The sequence below is a fragment of the Ideonella alba genome (assembly GCF_018069845.1).
GTDB lineage: Bacteria > Pseudomonadota > Gammaproteobacteria > Burkholderiales > Burkholderiaceae_C > Ideonella > Ideonella alba.
Genome location: NZ_JAGQDD010000001.1, coordinates 508,138 through 523,526, shown reverse-complemented (window position 1 = coordinate 523,526; position 15,389 = coordinate 508,138). Strand labels below are relative to the sequence as shown.

15 protein-coding genes are annotated in these 15,389 nt (G+C 70.7%); 3 read left to right on the top strand and 12 right to left on the bottom strand.

Annotation, left to right across the window (positions count from 1 at the left end):
* The first annotated feature begins 14 nt into the window (after nucleotides 1–14).
* On the top strand, nucleotides 15–851 hold the full coding sequence (gene metF, locus KAK03_RS02230; RefSeq protein ID WP_210851537.1) for a methylenetetrahydrofolate reductase [NAD(P)H]: 837 nt from the start codon (nucleotides 15–17) through the stop codon (nucleotides 849–851).
* 9 nt (nucleotides 852–860) lie between these two features.
* On the opposite strand, the gene KAK03_RS02225 is transcribed toward metF, so the two are convergent.
* Nucleotides 861–1,379: a hypothetical protein gene (locus tag KAK03_RS02225; protein WP_210851536.1), complete on the bottom strand. Its 519-nt coding sequence runs from the start codon at nucleotides 1,377–1,379 to the stop codon at nucleotides 861–863.
* Nucleotides 1,380–1,561: 182 nt separating this feature from the next.
* Complete coding sequence (locus KAK03_RS02220; protein WP_210851535.1) at nucleotides 1,562–2,164, bottom strand: hypothetical protein; 603 nt, start codon at nucleotides 2,162–2,164, stop codon at nucleotides 1,562–1,564.
* A gap of 326 nt (nucleotides 2,165–2,490) precedes the next feature.
* On the opposite strand from KAK03_RS02220, the gene KAK03_RS02215 reads away from it, so the two are divergent.
* Nucleotides 2,491–3,138 (top strand): OmpW/AlkL family protein, encoded by a 648-nt coding sequence (locus tag KAK03_RS02215; protein WP_210851534.1) that lies wholly within the window; start codon nucleotides 2,491–2,493, stop codon nucleotides 3,136–3,138.
* 411 nt (nucleotides 3,139–3,549) lie between these two features.
* Here the strand turns inward: KAK03_RS02215 and KAK03_RS02210 are convergent, their stop codons facing one another.
* Genes KAK03_RS02210 through KAK03_RS02165 form a run of 10 tightly spaced genes read right to left on the bottom strand, consistent with a single transcriptional unit; the run spans nucleotide 3,550 to nucleotide 12,263 of the window.
* A complete protein-coding gene (locus KAK03_RS02210) occupies nucleotides 3,550–4,014 on the bottom strand; it encodes an acyl-CoA thioesterase (RefSeq protein ID WP_310738442.1) in 465 nt (154 codons plus the stop codon).
* Nucleotides 3,999–4,748: an arginine N-succinyltransferase gene (locus tag KAK03_RS02205; protein ID WP_210851533.1), complete on the bottom strand. Its 750-nt coding sequence runs from the start codon at nucleotides 4,746–4,748 to the stop codon at nucleotides 3,999–4,001. Before KAK03_RS02205 ends, KAK03_RS02210 begins: the two co-directional genes overlap by 16 nt.
* Nucleotides 4,749–4,750: 2 nt before the next feature.
* Nucleotides 4,751–5,803: an arginine N-succinyltransferase gene (gene astA, locus KAK03_RS02200; RefSeq protein ID WP_210851532.1), complete on the bottom strand. Its 1,053-nt coding sequence runs from the start codon at nucleotides 5,801–5,803 to the stop codon at nucleotides 4,751–4,753.
* A gap of 2 nt (nucleotides 5,804–5,805) precedes the next feature.
* Nucleotides 5,806–6,825, bottom strand: coding sequence for a GlxA family transcriptional regulator (locus KAK03_RS02195; RefSeq protein WP_210851531.1), 1,020 nt, complete (start codon nucleotides 6,823–6,825; stop codon nucleotides 5,806–5,808).
* Between the two features lie 22 nt (nucleotides 6,826–6,847).
* Nucleotides 6,848–7,621, bottom strand: a complete 774-nt coding sequence (locus KAK03_RS02190; RefSeq protein WP_210851530.1) for an ABC transporter ATP-binding protein — start codon at nucleotides 7,619–7,621, stop codon at nucleotides 6,848–6,850.
* 10 nt (nucleotides 7,622–7,631) lie between these two features.
* Entirely contained in the window at nucleotides 7,632–8,750 is a 1,119-nt protein-coding gene (locus tag KAK03_RS02185; protein WP_210851529.1) for a succinylglutamate desuccinylase/aspartoacylase family protein, read from the bottom strand.
* Between the two features lie 2 nt (nucleotides 8,751–8,752).
* A complete protein-coding gene (locus KAK03_RS02180; RefSeq protein WP_210851528.1) occupies nucleotides 8,753–9,442 on the bottom strand; it encodes an ABC transporter permease in 690 nt (229 codons plus the stop codon).
* Nucleotides 9,442–10,128 (bottom strand): ABC transporter permease, encoded by a 687-nt coding sequence (locus KAK03_RS02175; RefSeq protein ID WP_210851527.1) that lies wholly within the window; start codon nucleotides 10,126–10,128, stop codon nucleotides 9,442–9,444. Before KAK03_RS02175 ends, KAK03_RS02180 begins: the two co-directional genes overlap by 1 nt.
* Before the next feature lie 6 nt (nucleotides 10,129–10,134).
* Complete coding sequence (gene aotJ / locus KAK03_RS02170) at nucleotides 10,135–10,914, bottom strand: L-arginine-binding protein AotJ (protein ID WP_210851526.1); 780 nt, start codon at nucleotides 10,912–10,914, stop codon at nucleotides 10,135–10,137.
* Between the two features lie 14 nt (nucleotides 10,915–10,928).
* Nucleotides 10,929–12,263, bottom strand: coding sequence for a cyanophycinase (locus tag KAK03_RS02165; RefSeq protein WP_210851525.1), 1,335 nt, complete (start codon nucleotides 12,261–12,263; stop codon nucleotides 10,929–10,931).
* Nucleotides 12,264–12,553: 290 nt separating this feature from the next.
* On the opposite strand from KAK03_RS02165, the gene KAK03_RS02160 reads away from it, so the two are divergent.
* Entirely contained in the window at nucleotides 12,554–15,277 is a 2,724-nt protein-coding gene (locus KAK03_RS02160; protein ID WP_210851524.1) for a TonB-dependent receptor, read from the top strand.
* Nucleotides 15,278–15,389 lie beyond the last annotated feature (112 nt).

Genomic DNA, 15,389 nt, shown 5'->3' with positions numbered 1-15,389 from the left:
GGAGCACAGACACGATGAACCCCGACTTCCCGATCAGCCTGGAATTCTTCCCGCCCAAGACGCCCGAGGGCGTGACCAAGCTGGCCGCCGTGCGCCAGCAGCTCTATGCGCTGGACCCGCTGTTCTGCTCGGTGACCTATGGCGCCGGCGGCAGCACCCAGGACGGCACGCTGCAGGCGGTGCAGGCCATCCTGGATGAGGGGCGCCAGGGCGCCTCGCATTTCACCTGCATTGGTGCCACGCGCGACTCGGTGCGCGAGAAGCTGGCGCTGTTCCAGGGCATGGGCCTGAAGCGCATCGTCGCCTTGCGCGGCGACCTCCCAAGCGGCTATGGCGGCTTTGGCGAGTTCCGCTATGCCAGCGACCTGGTGGCCTTCATCCGCGCCGAGACCGGCGACCACTTCCATATCGAGGTGGCCGCCTACCCCGAGACCCACCCGCAGGCCAGGAGCCCGCAGGCCGACCTGCAGGCCTACGCCGCCAAGGTGAAGGCCGGCGCCAGCGGCGCGGTGACGCAGTTCTTCTTCAATGCCGACGCCTACTTCCGCTTCGTCGACGAGACCCGCGCGCTGGGCGCCGACATCCCGGTGGTACCCGGCATCATGCCGATCACCAATGCCAGCGGCATCCTGCGCTTCGCCGACAACTGCGGCGCCGACGTGCCGCGCTGGGTGCGCCTGCGGCTGCAGAGCTTTGGCGACGACAGCGCCAGCATCAAGGCCTTCGGCCTGGATGTGGTGACCGCGCTGTGCGAACGCCTGCGCACCCAGGGCGTGCCCGGGCTGCACTTCTACACGATGAACCAGTCGGCCACCGTGCTGGAGATCTGCCGCCGGCTCGGTCTGGCCTGAGCTTTCGGCTCAGGGCAGCGTCATCCTCAGAGTGACGAAGGGGAATTCGGGTTCGAAAAACACCTCAAGCTGGTCAGCGGCCGTGTTGCCGATCATCACGCCTTCCAGGGTGATGTTGGTCGTGATGCGGATACGGTCGCCCTCGGCGAGGCTCCTCATCGGTTTCTTCTTGAGTGGCACGATGTCCTGGTAGTACACGTTGCCACCGGTATCGCCGATCGCCTGTTCTTCCCAGCCGCTGGTCAACTTCACCTTGGCGCCAGTGGCGGCTGGAATGAGCACCACGTTGGACCGCGCGGTGTAGCGGCCATCAGCGGCGCCGGTCAGCACGATGCGGCCATGGGGCGCCCCACGATCGATCCACTGTTCGCAACCACCCGCCAAACTGGCTCGGAGGTCGGCCCACAGTTGCGAACCGGCCACCATCACCGACTCGGCGCGAAAGTCTGCCGCCAGTGAGCGTGATGTACCACCGTCGACATCACCAGCCATCCGCAACAAGGCGAGATCCTTGACCTTGAGTTCCATCCAGTGGGTGCGGGACCGGGTGCAGGCGCTCGCGGCGCTGCACGCCAGGCCCACGATGACCGCCGCAGCCACCTGGCGGGCCGGGGGCCACGAACAACGGTGCCCAGACAGTGCTTGATCCGTATGCATCAAGAGCCTCCATTCATCGTTAAACAACAGAGAACGCCTGCGTCCGTCAGCCCTCAGGGAATCCACACCTCGATGTAGGGCGTGGTGCCCGCCCAGTTGTAGAGCGACTGCACCTGGTCGGCCACCCAGCCATCGATGATGGTGCCGCTGGCCTGGGCCTTGCCGGTCAGGCGCAGCACATCGCCCGCCACCAGGGCGCGCATCTGCTTCTTCTTCAGTTCGGCGTCGTGCGGGTGGGTGACGAAGCCCCCGGTGTCACCCGCCGCGCTGTCGCGCCAGGTGTGCATCTTCTGCTTCAGGCCGGTGCTGGCCGGAATCCACTGCAACTGGTTCTTGGCCGAGTAGCTGCCGCTGGCGATGCCCATCAGGACGATGTTGCCGCCGCCGGCATGGTGGATCCACTGGCTGCAGCCGCCGGCAATGCTGGCGGCGATGTCGTCCACCAGGGCCTGGGTCACGACCAGCTCGGCCCGGTAGCTGCCCCCATCCGTCTTGGTGCCGTTGTCGACGTGGCCCACCATGCCGACCTGCGCCGGCTCGCTCACCGAGGGCGTCATCAGGTGCAGGCGCTGCACGGTACAGGCCGAGGCCAGCGGCGTCTGGCCGAGCAGGACGGCGGCGGCAGCGGCGGCTGCCAGGCGGGGGGCGAGGTCCATCGACATCACAGACAACTCCTGTTGCTCCAGGCCCGCCGGACGGCTGGCCTGGCGAGCGAGCTTAGCGAGAACGGCCGCGCCGCACCATGGCCGCGCGGACTTCGAGCATGGGGGGAGCGGTCGCCGGGCACTGTTGCGTGAACGCATCAGCCTCGCGGCGCGAGTTTGACCAAGGTCAGGTGGCCGCCCGGGCTGGCCGGGACCGCGGCCGGCAGTTTGCGCGACAGCAAACTCGACCTGGTCACCAGACGTTGCAATGACCCCATCCGCCGCACCAGCGCGGTCCGGTTGTTTTCAAGTCAATGCAACGAAGAAGGAGTTCCTCCATGCGCAAGTCGCTGATCGCTGTCGCCACCCTGGCCGCTCTGGCCGCCCCGCAATTCGCCGCCGCCCAGGACAGCGGCAACTGGATCGTCCGCGTGCGCGCGACGCATCTGGATTCGGCCAACACCAATGACAGCGTGCTCAAGGGCACGCTGGCCGCCGTCGTCGCCCCGGGCACCGTGGCGTCGATCAACAACAAGTGGCTGCCCGAGCTGGACATCAGCTACTTCTTCACGCCGAACATCGCGGCCGAGCTGATCCTGACCTACCCGCAGAGCCAGGACCTGTCGCTCAGCGGCGTGGGCAAGATCGGCAGCTTCAAGCACCTGCCGCCCACCCTGACCGCCCAGTACCACTTCACCGACCTGGGCGCGCTGCGTCCCTACGTCGGTGCCGGCGTGAACTACACCAACATCTCCGACGTGAAGTGGGATCCGGCCGTCGCGGCGCTGAGCCTGAACCTCAAGCGCAACAGCTACGGTCTGGCGGCCCAGGTCGGCGCCGACTACGCGCTGGGCGGCGGCTGGCTGCTGAACGTGGACGTCAAGAAGGTCCAGATCAAGACCGACGTCCTGTCGGCCGGCACCAAGGTCGGTACCTTCAAGGTCGACCCGCTGCTGGTCAGCGTCGGCGTGGGCATGCGTTTCTGATCCAGGCTCCAAGAAGCACACCGGCGCACCGGCCACAAGCCGGCGCGCCCGTTGGGAATCAGGCGACCAGTCGGTCGCCTTTTTTGTTGTTCTGGTTCCTGCCCTGACCGGCCGTTGGGTTGACTGCGACGGTGTGGCGCGGCGGCCGAGGGGGAGTTCGCTCGTCCTCATGTCCCCCGGCCTACGGCCTCCTCCTTGACTTCGGCCAAGCGAACTCCCCCTCGCCCGCTACCAACGTTCTCGCAGTGCTCGCGCGAGCAGTCCCGAAACGGTGACCAGCGAGGTGGGGGAAAGGGGTCGAACGAAGTCAAGGAGGAGGCCGCAGGCCGGGGGACATGAGAGAGACCCCTTTCCCCCACCTCGCCCCAACCACATCTGCGGGTGACGACTGCCACTGGCAGGAGACGGAATCTAGGTCGTGAGTGTCACTGCCGCGGGCAGATACGCCGCACAGAACTCCGGTGGCATGCGGCGCGCCTGGCCGCTGCTGATCTCGATGCAGACCAGTTGCCAGCGGCCGCGCAGGACGGTGGCGCCGTCGCGCAGGCGGCGCAGCTGGAAGCGGCGCTCCATGCGCAGGCGGCCGTCGCCGGGCAGCAGCCAGGTGGCCAGTTCCAGCGCGTCGCCCAGCTGGGTGGGCAGCAGGTAGTCGTACTCGCCGCGGTGAATGGCCATGGCGCGGTCCAGGCGGCGGTAGTCGGCGATCGACAGGCCCAGGGCTTCGGAGTGGGCCCAGCCGGCCTGCTCGCACCAGCGCAGGTAGACGGCGTTGTTGGTGTGGTCCAGGCCGTCGATGTCGGCGGGTTCAGGCGCCACGCGCAGCAGGAAGGGGCGGGGCAGGTCCCAGTCGTCCATGGTCTTCAGCGCCGGGCGCACCAGCTGTCCAGGTGGGTTTCGAAGACCGGGCCGCCGTCGACGATGTCGATGTGGTGGCTGTAGCGGAAGCCCGCGTCGGCCAGCGTGTCCATCCACACGCGGGCCGAGGGCGCGGCCTGGGCCATGGCCGCCTGCGCGGCGGGGCTCAGGAAGGAGGCATAGACCACCTGCCGCGGCATCAGGGCGGCCAGCTGGGCACGGCCGTCCAGGCCCAGGCGCTGCAGCACGGCGTCGGGGTCGCCAGCGTGGAAATGGCGGCCCAGGCCTTGCCAGAACGGCGAGCGGCCCTGGGCGTCGCGCAGGCCGGGCAGTTCGGCGATCACCCTGCCGCCCTGCAGCGCGCGGGTGGCCTGCAGGTGCTCGCGGGCGGCGTCCAGCAGGGCGCGCCAGGCCGAGGCCTGGGCGGCCGCGTCCAGGCCCGGCGCATGCGCGCGCTCGGCCAGCTCGCTGGCGCCGGTGTGGTCGTTGCCCAGCAGCAGCGTGTGCTGGCGGTGGAACAGCGACAGCTCGGGCGCCGCATGCACCACACAGCCCACGTGGTACCAGTGGCGCGGCCGCTGCAGGCCGATCGGGCCGCGCACGCGCAGACAGGCGGCCGGGCCCTGGGCGCCTTCGGCCAGCAGCCAGGCGGCGGCGGCGTCCGGGCGCGGCAGCATGGTGTCGGCCTGGGCGGGCAGCCAGGGGCGCAGCGCCGACAGGTCGGCCGCTTGCACGGGGCGGACGGTCCAGCGCATCGTCAGGTGCCGTCCGGGCCGTCCAGAGCGGCCACGCAGAGGCTGTCGCCCACGGCCAGGCCCAGCAAGGCGGCTTCGTCGTCGCGCAGCGCCACCGCGGGCGCGGTGGCGTCCAGCGCCAGCAGCGTGGCGCGCCAGTGCTGCAGCCGCCGACCGGCGGCCAGGTGGGTGGCGTGGCCGCCGCGCGCGGCGCGCGGGGCGGGCGGCAGCACGCCCACGCTGCGCAGACGGCGCGCGGTCTTGAGCATCGGCAGCCGAGCCTCCATCGTCGGGCCGCCGTCGAAGACGTTGAGCCAGGTGTCGGCGTCAAAGCCCTCGTCCAGCAGGATCGAGAACGGCCGCTCGGCCACCGGGTGGAGCTGGCCCAGCGCCCACTGCGTGGCCTCGTCCAGCAGCGGCACGTAGATCGGCGACTGCGGCAGCAGCTCGGCCAGGAAGGCGCGGCCCTGGCCGCTGGCCAGGCGCTCGGCCGCCGGGTAGTCGAGGTGGAAGAAGCGCCGGCCCACCGCGTCCCAGAACGGGCAGGCGCCCGACTCGTCGGCCAGGCCCGGGTGCTCCGAGACGATGCGGTCGGTGAAGCGCTCGGGGAAGCTGGCGATGAACAGCAAGCGCCCGCGCGACAGCAGCTGGGCGCCGGGGCCGTCCTCGTGGGCCGGATCGATGTGAAAGCCGGTGAGCACCGTGGCGCCGGTCAGGTCGTGGCACAGGTGCAGCGTGTGGATGCGGTTGCGCACCCCCAGCGCGGGGCTGGCGTGCACCGTGAATTCATTGCGGTAGCTGTAGAAGCGATCGCCAGCCCCCGCACGCGCCGCGATGCCGCCGGTGCCCACCAGCGCCCCGGCCTGCTGACGGTCTTCCAGCACGAAGAGGTAGTGGGCATCGGGCTCGTCGCCATCGGCAAAGCTGCGCTGCGAACGGACGATGCGCTCGCGCAGGGCCTCGCGGTCGGCCGGCAGCGAGCTGATGCCGATCGCGCTGGCACCGGCCAGGCGCTCCAGGCCCGGCAGGTCGGCCAGGGCGGCCGGCCGCAGCAGGTAGCGCGGGGCGTCGGCCATGCTCAGGCGCTGCGCTCGTCGCGGGCCGCGTTGCCGGGCGCGGGCTCGGTGGCAGCGGCTTCGCGCCAGGCCTGGGCGCGCAGGCCGCGCTCATCGCGCGGCGTGCGGCCGAAGTGGGCGCGGTAGGCGTTGGAGAAATGCGGCCCGCTGGCAAAGCCGCAGGCCAGGCCGATCTGCAGGATCGACTGCGGCGTCTGGCGCAGCAGGGCCTGGGCGCGCTCCAGGCGCAGCCCCAGGTACCAGCGCGAGGGCAGCGCGTCCAGGTGCTGGCGGAACAGCCGCTCCAGGTGGCGGCGCGACACGCCCACCAAGCGCGCGATGTCTTCGGTGGGCAGCGGCTCGGACAGGTTGGCCTCCATCAGCGCCAGCGCCTCGGCCAGCTTGGCCGAGCCGGCGCCGCCGCGGCCGCTGCCGGGCACGCGCTGGCGCTCGTCCGCCGGGCGCGGACCGGGCAGCCCGGCGTGCGCGGCCAGCTCCTGCGCCAGCCGATCGCCATGGTGGTGACCCAGCCAGGCGATCATCAGGTCGCGGGCGGCCTCGCCACCGGCGCTGCTCAGGCGCTGGCGGTCGATCTCGAAGCGCTGCTGCGACAGCACCACCCCCGGGTGGCGCTCGGCCAGCGCCGCCAGGTGCGGCCAGTGCAGCGTGGCGCGGTGGCCCTGCAGCAGACCGGCCTCAGCCAGCCAGGCGGCACCGGTGCCCACGCCGCCCAGGCAGGCACCGGCCGCGGCCTGCTCGCGCAGCCACTGCAGCACCGCCGGGCCCAGGGGATCCTGTTCGTGCCAGGGCAGGTCGCTCACCACCATGGCCAGCTGCAGCGGCGGCGCGGCACGCAGCTCGGTGCAGACCACCCACGCGCCCGCGCCGGCGCGCACCGGCCGGCCATCCAGCGAAAGCATCACCGGCTCGGGCATGCGGCCCGGCTGCAGCGCGGCCGCCTGCGCCAGCGGATCGATCACGCCCGCCAGCGTGCCCAGCGAGAAGCCCGGCAGCAGCAGGCAGCCAACGCGGGCCGAGCTCATGCCAGCGGGCCCCGTGGCAACATCACTTCAGCCCCCCGCTGAGGAACTGGCGCAGCCGTTCGCTGCGCGGGCGCACCAGCACCTCGCGCGGCACGCCCTGTTCCTCGATCAGGCCCTGGTGCAGGAAGATCGCGTGGCTGGCCACTTCGCGGGCGAACTCCATCTCGTGCGTGACCACCAGCATGGTGCGGCCCTCGGCGGCGAGTTCGCGCATCACCTTCAGCACCTCGCCCACCAGCTCGGGGTCGAGGGCCGAGGTGGGCTCGTCGAACAGCATCACCTCGGGGTCCACGGCCAGCGCGCGGGCAATCGCCACGCGCTGCTGCTCGCCCCCCGACAGCTGCGCCGGGTAGACCTGCAGGCGGTGCGACAGGCCCACGCGCGCCAGCAGCTGCTCGCCGCGTTCCACCGCCTGGGCGCGCGGCTGGCCCAGCACATGGATCGGCGCCTCGATGACGTTCTCCAGCACCGTGCGGTGCTGCCACAGGTTGAAGCTCTGGAAGACGAAGGCCAGGCGGGCGCGCCAGCGGCGCAGCTGGGCATCGTCCGAAGCCGTCAGGCTGCCGTCGCGGTCGCGCTTCAGGGCCAGGGTTTCATCGCCCAGGCGCAGCGTTCCTTCGTGCGGCTGCTCGAGCAGGTTCAGGCAGCGCAGCAGCGTGCTCTTGCCCGAGCCGCTGGAGCCGATGATGGCCACCACGTCACCGGGCTTCGCGCTGAGCGAGACGCCGCGCAGCACCTCGCGCTCACCGAAGCGCTTGTGCAGGTTGTCGACCGTCAGGCCCAGGTGTGCACTCATGGCAGCCCCCTCACACCGACAGCAGCGAGCCGCTGCGCCGCGCGTCCACGCCGGCCACCTTGCCCAGCGCCATGCCGGCCACCGCGAAGCGGCGGTTCTCGCGGGCGAAGAACAGGCCCGTGGTGCCGGCGCCCAGCGTGCTGACCTGGCCGGTGATCGGGTCGATGACGTCGACGATGGGTTCGCCCTCGACCACTTCGGCGCCGGGCTCCTTCAGGAACACCACCATGCCGCCATGCGGCGCCACCAGCGGGATCGAGCCGGCCAGCGGCGTGGGCTGGCAGCGCAGCGGCGGGATGTCGGCCGCGGCGTCGTCGCGCACGATGCCGCGCGCCACCAGCAGGCGCAGGATGCCGGCGGCGTCCTGCGCGGCCAGCTCGTGGCGCACATCGCCCTCGCCGCGCAGCTCGATCGTGGCGGCCAGGCAGGACGGCGGCAGCGGAGTGCCCGCGGGCAGACGCGCAGCGATCTGCGGCCAGACCATCGAGCAGGCTTCATCAAACGGGTCGCCGCCCGAGCGCTCGGCGATCAGCGCCACGCGGGCATCGATGCAGCGCACCAGCAGCTCGGCCTGGTCCCAGGTGGCGGGCGTGGTGTAGATGTGCAGCAGGCCTTCACCGTCAGAGTGCAGGTCCAGCACCAGCTCGGCGTCGATCGCCAGGCCCAGCAGCAGGCGGCGCAGGTCCTCCAGCGGCGTGGTGGCGCTCAGTTCGGCGGCGGCCTCGCGCAGCGCGGCGCGCACCAGCGCGACGTTGGTGGCGGCGTCCGGCCCCAGGCGGTCCTGCACGCGGGCCAGCGCGGGCTCGCTGAGGTCGGCGAAGTGGCGGTTGAAGTTCTCGCCGCTGGTGAACTCGAAGCGGCCCTGGTAGCCACGCAGATGCCACTGGCGCAGGCCCAGCGGGTTGGCGGCGGGCACCAGCACCACCTCGCCCAGCAGCCGGCCCTCGGCCTCGGCCGTGGCCAGCAGGCCGCGCAGGTGGTGGGCCACCAGCAGGCCCGGCACCTCGTCGGCGTGCAGCGCGCCCTGGATGTAGACCTTGCGGCCGCCCGGCGTGCCGTAGTGCAGGCTGACCAGTTCGTGGCGGGTGCCGGGGGTGGCGGCCAGCAGGGTGTGGTGTTGGGTTCTCATCGTCAGCGGGCGCCCATGGGCTGCAGCCAGCGCCGCTCGGCGGCGCGGAAGATCGTCACCAGCACCGCCGTGATCGCCAGGTAGAACACGGCGGCGGTGAGGAAGGCCTCGAAAGGCAGGTAGTGGACCGAGTTGACCTCGCGCGCGGCACCGGTGAGGTCGGCGATCGTGACCACGCTGGCCAGCGAGGTGCCGTGCAGCATCAGCACCACCTCGTTGCCATAGGCTGGCAGCGCGCGGCGGAAGGCCTGCGGCAGCACGATGCGGCGCAGCGTCAGCCAGCGGCCCATGCCCAGCGCGCGCGCGGCCTCGACCTCGCCGGCGGGCACCGCCTTCATCGCGCCGTGCAGGATCTCGGTGGTGTAGGCGCAGGTGTTGAGGGCGAAGGCGGCGATGGCGCAGAACCAGGCCGAGGACAGCAGCGGCCAGGCGGCGCTCTGGCGCACCCACTCGAACTGCGCCAGCCCGTAGTACAGCAGGAACAGCTGCACCAGCATCGGCGTGCCGCGGATGACGTAGGTGTAGAGCCACACCGGCTTGCTCAGCCAGGGGTTGGACAGGCTGCGCAGCATGGCCAGCGGCAGCGCACCGGCCAGGCCGGCGGCCAGCGCCAGCACCAGCAGCTGCACGGTGACCACCGCGCCGCTGGCATACAGCGGCAGGCTGTCGGCGATGACGCCCCAGTCCAGCATCACAGGCTCACCCGCCGCACGCCGATCGACAGGCGCCGCGACAGCCAGGCAAAGCCCAGCTCCGAGGCACTGGTGAACAGCAGGTACAGCCCGGCCACGGCCAGGTAGAAGACGAAGGGCTCGCGCGTGGCGCCCGCCGCCTGACCGGCGCGCGCCATCATGTCGTGCAGGCCGATCACCGAGACGATGGAGGTGCTCTTGATCATCACCAGCCAGTTGTTCGACAGGCCCGGCAAGGCGTGGCGCAGCATCTGCGGCCCGACCACCCGGCGCAGCACCTGGCCGCGGGTCATGCCGAAGGCCAGCGCCGCCTCGCGCTGACCCGGCGGCACCGCCAGGAAGGCGCCGCGCAGCACCTCGGCCAGGTAGGCGCCGAAGACGAAGCCGATGGTCAGCACGCCGGCCACGAAGGGGTCGATGTCGACATAGTCCCAGCCCAGGCGCTCACCCAGCGCATTGACGGCCATCTGGCCGCCATAGAAGACCAGCAGCATCAGCACCAGATCGGGCACGCCGCGGATCAGCGTGGTGTAGGCCAGCGCCAGCGCGTTCAACAGGCGCGAGCGCGCCAGGCTGGCCAGCGCGCCGGCCAGCCCCAGCAGGAAGGCGATGCCCAGGCTGCCCAGGGCCACCGCCAGCGACAGCAGCGCGCCCTGCAGCAGGCTGGCGCCGTAGCCGTACAGCATCAGCGCTTACTTGCCGTAGATGTCGAAGTCGAAGTACTTGTCCTGGAGCTTCTTGTAGGTGCCGTTGGCACGCACCGCGGCGATGGCCGCATTGAACTTGTCGAGCAGCGCGGTGTCGGCCTTGCGCATCGCGATGCCCGAGCCGGTGCCGAAGATCTCGGGGTCGTCCACCGGGTTGCCCAGCACCGCGAAGCCCTTGCCGGCGGGCTTCTTCAGGAAGCCTTCGCTGCCCGCGACCTGGTCGCACAGCGTGGCGTCGAGCCGGCCCGCGGCCAGGTCCAGGAAGATGTCGTCCTGCTTGGCGTAGCGCACGATCTCGCTGCCGGCGTAGTACTTGGTGGCGTAGCGGTCGTGGCTGGTAGTGCGCTGCACGCCGATCTTCTTGGCCTTCATCGCCGCGGGCGAGATGTCGCGCGGCGCGCCCTTGCCGATGAAGGCCGGCGGCGTGTTGTAGTACTTGTTGCTGAAGTTGACCTGCTTCTGGCGTTCGGGCGTGATCGCCATCGAGGCGATGATGGCGTCGAACTTGCGCGCCTGCAGCGACGGGATCATGCCGTCCCAGTCCTGCTGCACCAGCACGCATTCGGCCTTCATCTCGGCGCACAGGGCCATCGCGATGTCGATGTCGAAGCCCTTCAACTTGCCGTCCGTGCCCACCTCCGAGAACGGCGGGTAGGCGCCCTCGACGCCGATGCGCACCTTTTTCCAGTCGGGCGCCTGGGCGTGGGCGGTCAGGGTGAGGCTGGCCAGCAGGGCCAGCAGGGCGATCAGGGGACGGCGGGTCATCGAGGGGTCTCCGTTCAACGCGGGGTCCAGGGGGTGAACATCGGTCGGGCGATGCGCACGGGGGCGATGTCCAGGTACAGGCTGGCGACGGTGTACTCGTCCGCGCCCAGCTCGTCAGAGTACCAGCCGACGCTGTCCTTGCCCTTGTACAGGCGGAACGAGAAACCCAGGTCGGCCACGGCCTCGCTGGGCGCGGCCTTGGGGTCGAAGGCCAGGCCGCGGGCCTCGGCCTGCCGGCTGTCGATCAGCTCGGCCATCGCGTTGTAGATGGTGGAGTCGCCGAGCATGTCGGTGTAGTAGGCCTCGCGCAGGAACTCCGGCTTGAAGTCGGGCGTGCCGGCCTGCAGCCGCTGGCCGCGCAGCTTGCGCGCCGAGGGCAGGATCTTGTGCAGGCCCAGGTCGTAGCGGTCGCCGCGGTCCAGGTAGGTCAGGCGCGCGTTCTGCACATTGAAGGCGCCGAGCTTGGCGTCGGTGCGGGCCTCGCGCAGGTCCACCAGCAGCGCGCCCTTGGCGCCGATGACCTCGACCATGTCGCCCTGCACCACCGCGGCGGAGTTCTCGTCAATGCCCAGGCCCAGCTTGTAGCCGCGCGCCATCATCAGCGGCAGCATGCGGCCGAAGCGCCCGCGCTTGAGGAAGTGCTGGTCGACGAACAGGTTGGGGCCGACGAAGCCCAGGCCGCGGTCGACCTCCTTGCCGTCGCGCAGCTGGCCCTTCATCACGTTGATCACGCTCAGCGCGTCGCGAAACATCACGGTGCTCATCACCGCCGCACCGGCCGAGGTGCCGGCGATCACGCCGCCGCGCTGGTAGACGCCCCAGATCGCCTTGAGCATCGGCGTGGGCCGCCCGCCCGGGCTGAAGGTGTCGATGATGCGCTCCTGGGCGCCGCCGCTGAAGAAAATGCCCTGGGCGTTGTTGACCAGCTCCAGCAGTGACGGGTCGCGCACCGCCTTCTCCAGGTCGACCCACTTCAGCTGCGGGGCCACGGGCACGATCTCGGCGGTGGCGCCGCGCAGCTCCAGCAGGTCGGCCAGGCGCCGGGCGGTCTTGTCGGGCGTCTGCGAGGCGGTGCCGAAGACCACCCAGCGCGAGCCCTTGCCGCCGGACAGTTCCACCAGGCGGCGCCAGACGTCCTCGTTGTCGCCCTTGAGGGCGCCGCCGATGACCACCGCATAGCCCTTGATCGGGCCGTCGGTGACCGCGCCCGGGGCTGGCACGCCGGCCGTCAGCGGGGCCGAGGCGGCGGCGTCGGCCGGTTCGGGCGGCGCCAGCTGGGCCAGGGCCCAGGTCGGGGCCAGGGCCAGCAGCACGGCGGCGAGCCGGCGGCGGAGGAAAAGATGACTCATGGCGCGATGGTTCATGTCCCTGAAATGGCAGCGGCCAGCCTGGCGACGGCCGGCCCGAGGCGCGATCTTGGCACCGCGGCGCGCCGCCCGCCCTGGGGAGCGACCCGGGTCAGCGCAATCACAACAGAAGATGTCGCTTCGACGCAAACAAGGCGGGCACGCGTGCCCCGCTCTTGCGTCGATGCGACCGCAAGTTGCGCCAGCGCGACCACAATGTGTCGCTTCAGTGAATGCCCCGCCGGCGCTTCCTAGACTGCCGGCAGCCCTCCATCCCGCCCACGGAGCCCCCGATGACCCCTGCCGAACGCCGCCGCCCCGCCGCCCGCGCCTTCCCGTTCGCCCTGTCGGCCAGCGCCTTGGCGCTGAGCCTGGCCCTGCCCGCGCTGGCCCAGACCGCCGCGCCGCAGCGGGTGGAGATCACCGGCTCGGCGATCAAGCGCATCGACGGCGAGACGGCGCTGCCGGTGCAGGTCATCACCCGCGAGGAGATCGACAAGACCGGCGTGACCACCGCGGCCGAGCTGATCTCGCGCCTGAGCGCCACCGCCGCCAACCTGACCGATGGCGGCAGCGTGGCCTACGGCGGCTTCCGCGACCAGATGGGCTTCAACGGCGCCAACCTGCGCGGCCTGGGCGTCTCGTCGACGCTGGTGCTGCTCAATGGTCGGCGCATGGCCAACTTCGCCTCGCCCGGCGATGCCGCCGGTGTCGACCTGAACGCGATTCCCGCGGCCGCGATCGAGCGCGTCGAGGTGCTGCTCGACGGCGCCTCCTCGCTGTACGGCTCGGATGCGATCGGCGGCGTGATCAACTTCATCACCCGCAAGGACTTCAACGGCCTGGAGCTGCGCGCCCAGGTGGGCAACACCACCGAGGGCGGCGGCGGCAACAAGCGCAGCGTGACGCTGGCCGGCGGCCTGGGCGACCTCGGCCGCGACGGCTACAACCTGATGGCCGTGGCCGACCTGCAGAAGACCAGCAAGCTCAACGCGCTGAACCGCCGCTTCATCTCCGACCTGCAGATCCCGCAGCGCCTGCCCGACCTGCTCTCCAGCGCCACCTTCCCCGGCAACCTGGTCCTCAGCAGCTCGCAGCGCGACACGCTGGCCAGCGACGGCTGGAAGCCCAATGGCGTGGACCTGATCTCGACCAAGCGCGCCAACCCCTCGGCGGCCACAGGCTGCAACCCGCCGGCCAACCTCTACCTGCCCGAGGGCATCGGCGGCGTCGATGGCTGCACCTTCGACTACATGCGCGACATCGAGCTCTACCCCGAGTCGACCAAGTCCAGCGTGTTCGGCCGCGGCGTGCTCGACCTGGGCGGCGGTCACCAGGGCTTTGCCGAAGTCTCGCTGGCCCGCGCCCGCACGCTCTACAGCGGCACGCCCAACCGGATCGACGCCGACATCGACGTCGGCAAGATCCCGTTCCTGGCCTTCTCCTCGCTGAACGCGCTGGCGGCCGATGACGAGGACCGCATCATCACCGTGCGCACCCGCCTGGTCGATGCCGGCCTGCGCACCAGCGAGCTGGTCTCCACCACCCAGCGCGTCCTCGCCGGCACCAACGGTGTGCTGGCCGGCTGGGACTATGAATGGGCGGTGAACCACAGCACCAGCAAGGTGTCTGACCGCGACTACCAGGGCTACCTGAACGAGCAGACGATCCGCGACGGCTTTGCCGACGGCACGCTCAACCCCTTCGGCACGCAGACCGCGGCAGGCCTGGCGATGTTCGAAGCCGCGCAGATCCGCGGCGAGGTGCGCCGCGCCACCGGCGCCATGACCAGCCTGGACGTCAAGGCCTCGCGGGGGCTGATGAAGCTCGACGGCGGCGATCTGGCGGTGGCCGTGGGCAGCGAATTCCGGCGCGAGAAGCAGGACTACCACCAGTCGCAGGCGCTGGCCGACGACCTGATCCTGGGCGAGACCTCGCAGGGCCCGGGCGCCGATTTCGGCCGCTCGCGCAAGGTGGCGGCGGTGTTCGGCGAGGTGTCGGCGCCCATCACCCGGCAGCTGGAGCTGACCGGCGCGATGCGCTACGAGAAGTACCAGGTCTCGGGCGGTGCCCTGAGCCCGAAGCTGGGCATGAAGTTCGTGCCGATGAGCGAGTTGCTGCTGCGCGCCTCGGTGGGCAAGGGCTTCCGCGCGCCCAGCATGACCGACCTCTACCGGCCGGTCACTGAAGGGTCGTCGGCCACGCTGGTCGATCCGCTGTGCATGCAGCTCGACCCGGACGCCACGCCCACCGACTGCTCGGACATCTGGACCACGCTGAACTACAGCAACCCCAAGCTCAAGCCCGAGAAGTCGCGCCAGTTCTCGCTGGGCGGCGTGTTCGAGCCGCGCCGCGGCCTGAGCGTCAGCGTCGACTACTGGAACATCCAGAAGAGCGACCTGATCAGCACGCTGGGCGTGGACGTGATCCTGGGCAACCTGGCCAAGTACGGCTCGCTGGTGCACCGCGACAGCGACCAGGTGATCGAGGCGATCGACCTGATCAAGCAGAACCGCGGCAAGCAGAAGATCTCGGGCATCGACCTGGGCGTGGCCGTCACCCGGATCAAGAGCCCGATCGGCGAGCTGGGCGTGTCGCTCAACGGCACGCTGACGCTGCAGTCCAAGTCGCAGACCGGCGATGGCGACCCCTACGTCAGCAACCTGGGCCGCTTCATCAACGACGGTGTGGTGCAGCGCTGGCGCCATACGCTGGCGGTGGACTGGTCGCAGGGCGCGTTCTCGGCCAGCCTGTCGAACAACTACCTGTCGGGCTACCAGGATCAGGCCATCGTCGGCAAGCCGGACCGCCGCGTGTCGGAGTACTCGCTGTGGAACCTCTCGGGCGCCTGGGAGTTCAACAACGCCCTGACGCTGCGCGCCGGCGTGCGCAACCTGTTCGACACCGCGCCGCCGTTCTCGCAGCAGGCCTACTTCTTCATCTCGGGCTACGACCCGAGCTACACCGACCCGCGCGGCCGCTTCGTCTACCTGAGCGCCCAGTACAAGTTCAAGTGATCCCTCACGGGATCAGCACCGGTTCACGCACATCCGTGTGAAACGCCGCGCAAGCGGCACCCCGGGCCTCGCGGCGATCCCGCGGGGCCCTTTTTTCTGGCGGGCCGCGCAG